The 844-nt window shown below is 42.1% G+C and carries 1 pseudogene; it reads left to right on the top strand.

Annotated features, from left to right (window positions below):
- Window positions 1-844: pseudogene (locus E0709_RS12110) on the top strand (hypothetical protein); the annotation flags it as partial.

The following is an 844-nucleotide window of genomic DNA, read 5'->3' as shown; positions in this document are numbered from 1 at the left end:
CCGGTAAAGACGGAGCAAGTGCCAATATTACTGTGGTTAATGGAACCAATGGTATTGACGGCACCAATATAACCCGTATTGTCTATGATAATCAGACCGTAGCAACCTTAAATGATGGTTTATTCTTTACGGGTGATGATACCAACGTTACCGTAGGTAAGAAACTCAATGAAACCTTAACCATTAAAGGTAATTTATCGCAAAGTGCCAATGTCACTGATCAAAATTTACGTGTTGATGTGGTAGATAAAGCCTTAGTGATTAAAATGGCGAAAGATCTGACCGATCTGGATAGTGCAACCTTTGGTAGTGACACGGATAAAACCGTAATTAATAAAGACGGCGTAACCATTACCAATGGCACAAATACGGTGAGTTTAACCGAAACCGGTTTAAACAACGGTGATAATAAAATTACCAATGTGAGCGCCGGTGTCGCAGATACCGATGCGGTGAATATGAGCCAATTAAATGCAGTTAATACTACGGCTAACGCTGGTTGGACGTTGACTGACGGCACAAACACTTCAACCGTGAAACCAAATGCAACGGTTGCCTTAACCAATACCGATGGTAATATCAATATCATTAATAACAATGGTAGCGTTACATTTGATTTAGCCAACGAACTTGATTTAGGGGCGAATGGTTCGGTGACAATAGGTAATACGAGTGTTAATAATGACGGTTTAACAGTTGGTAATACCAGCGTAAGCGATAATGGCTTAACCATTGTGGGCGGACCAAGTGTTACTAAAAACGGTATTGATGCGGCAAATACGAAAGTCACCGGCGTGGCGGCGGGGGATATTTCCGCCACCAGTACAGATGCGATTAACGGCAG

Source organism: Lonepinella koalarum (genome assembly GCF_004565475.1).
Classification (GTDB): domain Bacteria; phylum Pseudomonadota; class Gammaproteobacteria; order Enterobacterales; family Pasteurellaceae; genus Lonepinella; species Lonepinella koalarum.
The sequence above is the reverse complement of the archived record's forward strand: the minus strand, read 5'-3'. Positions and strand labels throughout refer to the sequence as shown.